6 protein-coding genes and 1 rRNA gene are annotated in these 8,730 nt (G+C 56.7%); 6 read left to right on the top strand and 1 reads right to left on the bottom strand.

Going from position 1 to position 8,730, the window contains the following annotated elements:
* The 3 genes from recF to gyrB all read left to right on the top strand — a co-directional run.
* On the top strand, positions 1-739 hold a 739-nt coding region (gene recF / locus BN871_RS17000; RefSeq protein ID WP_048747581.1), incomplete at its 5' end, for a DNA replication/repair protein RecF.
* A 247-nt stretch (positions 740-986) separates the two neighbouring features.
* Entirely contained in the window at positions 987-1,235 is a 249-nt protein-coding gene (gene remB, locus BN871_RS17005; protein ID WP_048747582.1) for an extracellular matrix regulator RemB, read from the top strand.
* A gap of 88 nt (positions 1,236-1,323) precedes the next feature.
* Positions 1,324-3,237: a DNA topoisomerase (ATP-hydrolyzing) subunit B gene (gyrB, locus tag BN871_RS17010; RefSeq protein WP_048747584.1), complete on the top strand. Its 1,914-nt coding sequence runs from the start codon at positions 1,324-1,326 to the stop codon at positions 3,235-3,237.
* Between the two features lie 67 nt (positions 3,238-3,304).
* On the opposite strand, the gene BN871_RS17015 is transcribed toward gyrB, so the two are convergent.
* Complete coding sequence (locus BN871_RS17015) at positions 3,305-4,060, bottom strand: YheC/YheD family protein (RefSeq protein WP_021880316.1); 756 nt, start codon at positions 4,058-4,060, stop codon at positions 3,305-3,307.
* 321 nt (positions 4,061-4,381) lie between these two features.
* Between BN871_RS17015 and gyrA the strand changes: the two genes are divergently transcribed.
* The 3 genes from gyrA to BN871_RS17030 form a co-directional block, all read left to right on the top strand.
* On the top strand, positions 4,382-6,880 hold the full coding sequence (gene gyrA, locus BN871_RS17020; protein ID WP_048747588.1) for a DNA gyrase subunit A: 2,499 nt from the start codon (positions 4,382-4,384) through the stop codon (positions 6,878-6,880).
* A gap of 147 nt (positions 6,881-7,027) precedes the next feature.
* The gene (locus tag BN871_RS17025; protein ID WP_332310229.1) at positions 7,028-7,966 is read left to right on the top strand and encodes an HD-GYP domain-containing protein; all 939 of its coding nucleotides are present in this window, start codon (positions 7,028-7,030) and stop codon (positions 7,964-7,966) included.
* Between the two features lie 635 nt (positions 7,967-8,601).
* Positions 8,602-8,730 (top strand): 16S ribosomal RNA (locus BN871_RS17030); the annotation flags it as partial.

Here is an 8,730-nt window from a genome sequence, read left to right on the forward strand (position 1 = left end):
CAAAGGGACGCCGGGGATTCGCCGCCGCTTTCTCGATATGGAGATCGGCCAGGTGCAGCCGGGGTACTTGCATACGCTCCAGCAATACTCCAAGATTCTGCTGCAGCGCAACAACTACCTCAAGTCAACGGGGCCGGGCTCCGTCCAGCCTGCGATGATGGAAGTATGGAACATGCAGCTGGCGGAGCATGGTGTTAAAATCATGAGAAAAAGGCAACAATTCATAGAGAAGCTCCGGACCTGGGCGGCAGCGATCCATTCCGGCATCACCGCAGGCGGCGAAGAGCTTGCCGTCAGCTACCGCCCTTCCTTCGAAATGGAGGGAGAGCAAGATGAATCTGTTTTATTCGATCAATTTATGTTAAAGTTATCACAGGTAAAAGATCAGGAATATCGCCGCGGAGTGACGCTGGCAGGCCCTCACCGGGACGACCTGGCGTTCCATATCAACGGCAAGGAAGCCCAGGTTTTCGGCTCACAGGGACAGCAGAGGACGACGGCGCTGTCCCTGAAGCTGGCCGAGATCGAGCTGATCCGGGAAGAAATCGGGGAGTACCCGCTTCTTCTTCTCGACGACGTGCTGTCCGAGCTGGACCAGCACAGGCAGACGCAGCTCATCGAGACCTTCCAAGGAAAAGTGCAGACATTCATAACCGCAACGGGGCTGGAGAGCGTGAACACGAGCCGCTTGTCGGATGCGGGAGTTTACCGGGTTGAGGGCGGCAAGGTAACGTTATGACCGCCCCAGCCCTTTCTTGAGAAGAAGGGTTGTCATGGCATACCTTCTTCTCTTCTCTACGTTAACGGGCACCCGAGCATAGACATAAGGCGGAGCAGCCGTTTCGGTTTTCAGAGAGGCTGTCCCGGCGCATCCTTCCGTCTCTTCTTTTGCGCCGGCGCCTGTCCGCCATCAGGGCGGGAACTTGTCTTGCCAGGGCGATTCTATTCCTGCAAGGATTTATCATAGAGGGGAGCGGAAGGCACGCATGTATATCCATCTCGGCGGAGAAAAAATCATTCGGGCATCGGAGCTGGTCGCCATCTTCGATATATCCATCGAGCAGTCCTCCAAGCTCTCCAAGCAGTTCGTGGCCGATGCCAAAAAACGCAAGGACGTGGAGACGATCGGCGAAGAGGAGCCCAAATCCATCGTCGTCACCCAGAACCGCGTCTACTACTCCCCTATCTCATCTTCCACGCTGAAGAAGCGCGGACATCATTTCGCGGCTTATTGACCGCTGCGTGAAAGCCGAAATCAAGTTAGGGCCGCTGCATCCGCTGGCGGCTGGTTAGTGCAGTTCGAGAGGAGCAGTGAAGACAAGCATGTCTACGAACCCACAGCATACGTACGACGAGAGCCAGATACAGGTGCTTGAAGGACTGGAAGCGGTCCGCAAGCGTCCCGGTATGTATATCGGCTCCACCAGCAGCAAAGGACTTCACCATCTCGTCTGGGAAGTCGTCGACAACAGCATTGACGAAGCGCTCGCCGGGTATTGCAACCGGATTACGATAACGATTCACGAGAACAACAGCATTACCGTAACGGACAACGGAAGGGGAATTCCGGTCGGAGAGCATCCGAAGATGAAGCGCCCTACGCTGGAAGTCGTCATGACTGTCCTGCATGCCGGCGGCAAATTCGGAGGCGAAGGCTACAAAGTATCCGGAGGCTTGCACGGTGTCGGCATTTCCGTCGTAAACGCCCTTTCGGAGCTGGTCGTCGTGCAGGTCAGCCGCGACGGCAAGGTCTATGAGCAGGAATACCGCCGCGGCGCTCCTCAGTACGATGTGAAGATCGTCGGGGAAAGCACCTCGACGGGAACCAGGACGCTGTTCAAGCCGGATCCTGAAGTGTTCACCGAGACGACCGTGTTCGAATACGATACGCTGCAATCGCGCGTCCGCGAGCTGGCGTTCCTGAACAAAGGGATCGAGCTTGTCCTTGCCGACGAGCGCACCGGAGTCAGCAACAGCTTCAAGTATGACGGCGGCATCATCGAGTTCGTCGAGTACCTCAACCGCAACCGCGAAGCCGTCAACGAGAGGCCGATCTATGTCGAAGGCTCCAAGGACGGCATTCAGGTGGAGGTGTCGCTGCAGTACAACGACAGCTACAGCGAGAACATCTACTCCTTCGCGAACAATATCAACACGCATGAAGGCGGCACCCACGAGTCCGGCTTCAAGAGCGCCCTGACCCGGATCATCAACGATTACGCCCGCAAGAGCGGCGCGATCAAGGAGAACAACTCCAACCTGTCCGGCGAGGACGTGCGCGAGGGTCTGACCGCGATCATCAGCGTCAAGATTCCCGAGCCGCAGTTCGAAGGACAGACCAAGACCAAGCTCGGCAACAGCGAGGTGCGCGGCATCGTAGAGTCGTTCTTCGCCGAGAAGCTGCAGGAGTTTCTGGAAGAGAACCCGTCGGTCGCCCGCAAAATCGTGGACAAGGGACTGCAGGCTTCGCGAGCACGCGAAGCGGCCAAGAAGGCCCGCGAGCTGACGCGCCGCAAGAGCGCCCTCGAAGTGAGCTCGCTGCCGGGCAAGCTGGCCGACTGCTCCTCCAAGGATGCCAGCATCAGCGAGCTGTACATCGTCGAAGGAGATTCCGCCGGCGGCTCGGCCAAGCAGGGCCGCGACCGGCATTTCCAGGCGATCCTGCCGCTGCGCGGCAAGATCCTCAACGTCGAGAAGGCGCGTCTGGACCGGATCCTCTCCAATGCGGAGATCCGCGCCATCATTACGGCTCTCGGCACCGGAATCGGGGATGATTTCGACCTCGCCAAAGCCCGGTACCACAAGATCATCATCATGACGGATGCCGACGTCGACGGCGCCCACATCCGGACCCTGCTGCTGACGTTCCTTTACCGCTACATGCGCCGGATTCTGGAAGCGGGCTACGTATACATCGCCCAGCCTCCTCTGTTCAAGATCGAGCGCAACAAGGTCGTTCGTTATGCGCAGTCCGAACGGGAGCGCGACGAGATCATGGCCGAGTTCGGCGAAGGAGCCAAGATCAACGTCCAGCGCTACAAAGGCCTCGGCGAGATGAACGCTTCGCAGCTGTGGGAGACGACGATGGATCCCGAGAGCCGTACGATGCTTCAGGTTCAGATCGAGGATGCGATCAAGGCGGACATCATGTTCGACACGCTGATGGGCGACAACGTAGAGCCTCGCCGCGAGTTCATCCAGCAATACGCCAAGGACGTCAAAAACCTGGATATCTGATTTCACGCCAATGATCCCGGCGCCTACTCGGCCCGGGATTTTTTTTCATCGGCTTTGCGCGAAGGAATCAGCGGCTTGTGCGCTTGGGAGCATAGGCGGCGGCGTAACGTCTCATCCGGCGGAAGATGCTCTGATCCTTGAGCTTGCGGAATATATACGGATCCGGCATCGTATTGACCTCCAGAATCCACGGCTTCATGCTGGTGCTGACCGCAACGTCCAGTCCGATTTCCTTGAGGCCGGCATAGCGGGTAGCTAGCTGCTCCGCCGTCTGGACGCCGATATGGCGCAAGTTCTCCTTGAACGCCTTTTGCGCGGCATTGTCCATATGTCCGCTCATCAGCGTTTCGAATGGGGTGATCGTGCCTCCGCTGTGGTAGTTGGTGACGATTTTGGACGGATGTCCGAGCCGGCCGATGATGCCGGTCGTCTCCCATTTCCCGCTCGGGTTTTTCTGCACCATGACCCGCAGGTCGAAGCGCCGGCGCTTATGCTTCAGGAGATCGATTCCTTGCTGGGCTACGTATCTCCTTTTGGGACGGGATTTCTCAAGCCCGGCGAACAGTCCGTCAAAGCTGGCGTAAGACCGGATCCTCGTCCCGTGTTGGAATCTGTAGCCTCCGTCGAGCTTCTGGACCTTGATGACGCCGTTGCCGAACGTGCCTGCGTCGGGCTTGACGTACAGCATCCGGTACTGCTCCAGCATGGCCTGCAGCGTGTCCCGGGAATAGGTCCTTGTGTCTGGAATGTAGGGTTTAAGCGAATCCGACTGGAGCAGCACCCCCGTTTTCGCTTGCTTGCTCATAACCCTTTGGATGGCCAACCGATCTCATCCTTCCTCATCTGTCGAAAGAGCGATAAATCGCGTGCAATTCCCGCAGCCCTTCCAGACTTCAGTCCAATTTCCGATATCTTAAGCGACTAAACAATGATATAATAGAGTGTACTGACCATTCGTGCTGAATCCCTTTATTTTATGGATTCCCGCTATGAATGGAGCACGGCATCCACCTATTTTTTGCGATCCGCGATGTTTAATTGTGCCCGCTTTGTGCAAGACAGATAAGATAGGGCGGGCAGACGCCGCGCAAGTCGCCACCATCAGGTTGAGCCGTTTGGAGGCCTGACCGCACAGGAGGTAAGTATGGCGGAAGAACAACGTTCTCAAATCAAAGACCGGGATATCGGCACGGAAATGCGCGAGTCGTTCATGGATTATGCCATGAGCATCATCGTCAGCCGCGCGCTGCCGGATGTGCGCGACGGACTCAAGCCCGTCCATCGCCGCATCCTGTTCGCTATGTCCGAGCTTGGCATGGCCCCGGACAAGCCTTATAAAAAATCAGCCCGGATCGTGGGCGAGGTCATCGGCAAGTATCACCCGCACGGCGACAGCGCCGTGTATGAATCGATGGTCCGGATGGCGCAGGATTTCTCCATGCGCTACATGCTCGTCGACGGACACGGCAACTTCGGCTCCATCGACGGAGACATGGCGGCTGCCATGCGTTACACCGAGGCCCGTCTGTCCAAGATCGCGATGGAGCTGCTCCGCGACCTGAACAAGGATACGGTCGACTACAATCCCAATTATGACGGCGAGGAAAGGGAGCCTGCCGTATTGCCGGCGCGCTTCCCGAACCTGCTCGTCAACGGCGTCTCCGGCATCGCTGTCGGCATGGCGACCAATATTCCGCCGCATAACCTGCGGGAAGTGATCGACGGCGTTCAGGCGCTGATCCGCAATCCGGACATTACGTCTGTGGAGCTGATGGATTACGTCAAAGGTCCGGATTTCCCGACTGCGGGCTTCGTCATGGGCCATTCCGGCATCCGCCAGGCCTATACGACCGGCCGCGGCTCCGTAACGATGCGCGCCCGGGCCGAAATCGAAGAGAATGGCGGCAAAGCCCGGATCGTCGTGCATGAACTGCCTTATCAGGTGAACAAAGCCCGGCTTGTCGAGAAGATCGCCGAGCTCGTCCGCGAGAAGAAGATCGAGGGCATTACCGACCTGCGTGACGAGTCCGACCGCAACGGCATGCGCGTCGTCATCGAGCTGCGGCGCGACGTCAACCCGAGCGTAACTCTGAACAACCTGTACAAGCATACCCAGATGCAATCGACGTTCGGCATCAATATGCTGGCGCTGGTCAACGGCGAGCCGCGCACCCTTACGCTGCGCGACATGCTGTACCACTATCTGCAGCATCAGATGGTGGTCATCCGCCGCCGTACCGAATTCGACCTTAAAAAAGCGGAAGCGAGAGCGCACATCCTCGAAGGCTTGCGCATCGCGCTTGATCATATCGACGAGATTATCACGCTGATCCGTTCCTCGCGCACGACCGACGAAGCGCGTGAAGGCTTGATCAACCGCTTCTCGCTCAGTCTGGAGCAGGCGCAGGCGATTCTCGACATGAGGCTGCAGCGCCTGACCGGTCTGGAGCGGGAGAAGATCGAAGCCGAATACAACGAGCTGCTTGCCCGCATCGCCGAGTACAAGGCCATTCTGGCCGACGAGCAGCTGGTGCTCGAGATCATCAGCAAGGAGCTTGCCGAGATCAACGACCGCTTCGGCGACGAGCGCCGCACGGAAGTGACGATCGGCGAGGACGAGATTCTTGACGAGGACCTGATTCCGCGCGAGGATGTCGTCATCACGATCACCCACTCGGGCTACGTGAAGCGGCTGCCGGTATCGACTTACCGAAGCCAGCGACGCGGCGGCAAGGGCGTCATCGGCATGGACACCAAGTCCGATGACTTTGTGGAGCATTTGTTCGTCTCGAACACGCATCACTACCTGCTCTTCTTTACCGACAAAGGCAAGGTATACCGGCTCAAAGCCTACGAGATTCCTGATCTCAGCCGTACGGCGCGCGGAACGCCGATCATCAACCTGCTGCAGATCGAGCAGGGCGAGACGGTCAATGCCGTCATTCCGGTCGAAGCTTTCGATCCCGATTGCTACCTGTTCTTCGGAACGCGCCAGGGCATCGTCAAGAAGACGCCTCTCGACGATTACTCCAATATCCGCCGCGTCGGCTTGATCGCCATCAATCTGCGCGAGGACGACGATCTGATCAGCGTAAAGCTGACGGACGGCAAGCAGGAGATCATCATCGGTACGGCGGACGGCATGTCCATCCGGTTCCCGGAAAGCGATGTGCGCTCCATGGGCCGCTCGGCCACAGGAGTCAAGGGCATCGCTCTCGATGACGACGACCGGGTGATCGACATCGACGTCGTGGATCCGGAGCAGGAAGTTCTGATCGTTACGGCCAAAGGATACGGCAAGCGGACTCCGGTAAGCGAATACCGGACGCAATCGCGCGGCGGCAAAGGCATCAAGACTTTGAACGTAACGGAGAAGAACGGTCCGATCGCCGGCCTCAAAATGGTGGAAGACGGCGAGGATCTGATGATCATGACCGCATCGGGAACGATGATCCGCATGAATATGGATACGATCTCTTCCATGGGCCGCAACACGCAAGGCGTGCGGTTGATCAACATCCGCGACGAGGACTCGGTTGCTACGGTGACGCGGGTTGCCAGAAGCGAAGAGATTCAGGAAGAAGATGAAGATACGGGCAATGTGCCGGCAGGAGACGAAGAGGCCGGTACGGATAGCGAATAGCATTTGAACGCGTCATAAGGGGAGGAACCGTCTTGATTACGGTCGATTGCGCGCAGTTGAAGCTCGGTGATGTCATTTCTCAGGATGTGCTGACTCCCTTGGGGGGGCGTTCTGTTCCACAAGGGCCGTGTCGTCACGATGCGAGAAATGGATATTCTGACGGCATTCATGGTGCAGCAGGTTGCCATTGAACGCGGCGGGGCCGAGGCTCCTCCTGCAGCCAAATCGGAGAGCAAGCCTCTTCCGCATAGCGGCCTCACTCTCGAATACGATTCGATGGTCGCTCTGTTGAAGAAAGCCTATGGACAAGTGGCGGGAGGGGCTGCCCTGCCCATTCTGGAGCTGCGGACCGGTCTGGAGAAGCTGCTCTCCCATTCCAGGGACTATCAGGTTCTAAGTTTCTCCCCAAGGCATGTCAATCAGGAGGAGTTCTACTATCACAGCAGCGTACTCTCCGCCCTGACCTGCTATCAGCTCGCGCAGTGGGCGGGACTCCCATCCAAGGATTGGATGCAGGTCGCGATGGGCGGCCTGCTGCATGATATCGGCAACGTGAAGGTGGATCGAACCATACTGGCCAAGCCGGGAATCCTCACTTCAGCGGAGCAGGAAGAAATGAAGAGGCATACCCTTAGCGGCTACTCGCTGCTGAAAGGCGTGGCCGCCCTCAATGAGGGTGCGAAGCTCTCCGCCCTTCAACATCATGAGCGGATCGACGGCAGCGGTTATCCGCTGAGCCTGTCTGCGGAGAACATTCATCCCTACGCCAAGATGGTTGCCATTGCAGATATCTTCCATGCCATGACGCTGAACAAGATCTATCGCCGAGCCTCGTCGCCCTACCTCGTCCTGGAGCAGATTCAGCAGGATGCCTTCGGCAAGCTGGATCCATCTTATGTAAGGACATTCATCGAGAAAGCGACTCAGTTCCATAATGGCACTCTCGTGAGGCTGAGCGACGGGCGCGTGGGAGAGATCGTCTTTACCGACAGAAACCACAGCACCCGTCCGTGGGTTTCTGTCGACGGCAGCATCGTGGATCTTTCCACTCAGCGCCGGCTTCATATAGAAGAAGTGCTTTCATAAGAAAGCCCGATCAAAAAGAGACCGTCAGGAGGATCCTGGCGGTCTCTTTTTTTTATCCGGTTGGCCTCACATTAGCTGGTGGAGTTGAAACTGGAATAGATAATGAAGAAAGTTCGTTTTCATATTTGGATGGAAACATTGCTTTTGAAGCAGACGGGTGATAAGGATAAGGATAACAAGTAGAAGCGGGGAGGGGAAAGCGATCATTTGAATCGATGTTACGTTCGGCTGCGGGATGCTTTCCTTCCATCTGCCACAGGGTAGCCCAATGGGAAAGGCCGCCGAAGCAAGTACAGTTGTGTTCGGGATGATAAACGGTCCAAGGGCTTCTATCCGTCCTTTCTATAGAGGAAACATCTAGACTATGATTGATTACAGGGAGAGCTTGAACGAGGCATCCGAATGCTTGTAAACATGGATTGCAGCAGTCGTTTTAAAGGGGAAGAGGCTTTTAAAAAAAAGGATTTTAAAAAATCTTAAAAAAACACTTGCATTAGCCTATGTGGCCGTGATATATTATCTAAGTCGCCGCTGAGAGGCACGACGGAAACAAGCGAAACACAAGTGAATTTGTTCTTTGAAAACTGAACAACGAGTGAAGCAAGTCAACGTTATAAATGAGCAAGTCAAACACCTTTATGGAGAGTTTGATCCTGGCTCAGGACGAACGCTGGCGGCGTGCCTAATACATGCAAGTCGAGCGGATCTTGTCCTTCGGGACAAGGTTAGCGGCGGACGGGTGAGTAACACGTAGGCAACCTGCC

It is taken from the genome of Paenibacillus sp. P22 (genome assembly GCF_000469945.2).
Classification (GTDB): domain Bacteria; phylum Bacillota; class Bacilli; order Paenibacillales; family Paenibacillaceae; genus Paenibacillus_O; species Paenibacillus_O humicus.

Coding starts and splice junctions, on each gene's coding strand:
- remB (WP_048747582.1), top strand. CDS start 987: ATGTATATCCATCTCGGCGGAGAAAAAATCATTCGGGCATCGGAGCTG.
- gyrB (WP_048747584.1), top strand. CDS start 1,324: ATGTCTACGAACCCACAGCATACGTACGACGAGAGCCAGATACAGGTG.
- BN871_RS17025 (WP_332310229.1), top strand. CDS start 7,028: ATGGATATTCTGACGGCATTCATGGTGCAGCAGGTTGCCATTGAACGC.
- gyrA (WP_048747588.1), top strand. CDS start 4,382: ATGGCGGAAGAACAACGTTCTCAAATCAAAGACCGGGATATCGGCACG.